Consider the following 354-nt stretch of genomic DNA (forward strand, 5'->3'; position numbering starts at 1 on the left):
AACATTCGCCGATCAGCGCATCGAGATTGCCTGTATCGACACGGATTGCCTCACTTCCTTCCGCCGCAAGATAGTCGTACTGAGCTGGATCAACCGACAGGGTAATTGGATGAAGACCAAGACGCTGGGCAGCTTTCACGTATAGCACACCATTGCTCCTTGTGCCTTCAACCAGGATGAGCGCTCTTCTTGCCATTGGCGATGATCTCCGTTGCGTGCTGTGCGGCGGTCCGAACGTAAAATCGGCATTGGCTCATATTCACGCCTGCCTTCAGACCTTGCGGTGAACCTAGCATCGTCAGCGGTCCGCGGTTGCAAAAGAATCTGTAAAGTTATTTGAACGATCCGTTGCAA

1 pseudogene is annotated in these 354 nt (G+C 52.5%); it reads right to left on the bottom strand.

The features are described from left to right. Positions 1 to 196 (bottom strand): annotated as a pseudogene (locus EN818_RS31200) (hypothetical protein); the annotation flags it as partial. Between the last annotated feature and the right edge of the window lie 158 nt (positions 197 to 354).

The organism is Mesorhizobium sp. M3A.F.Ca.ET.175.01.1.1 (assembly GCF_004791945.1).
In the GTDB taxonomy this organism is placed as follows: domain Bacteria; phylum Pseudomonadota; class Alphaproteobacteria; order Rhizobiales; family Rhizobiaceae; genus Mesorhizobium.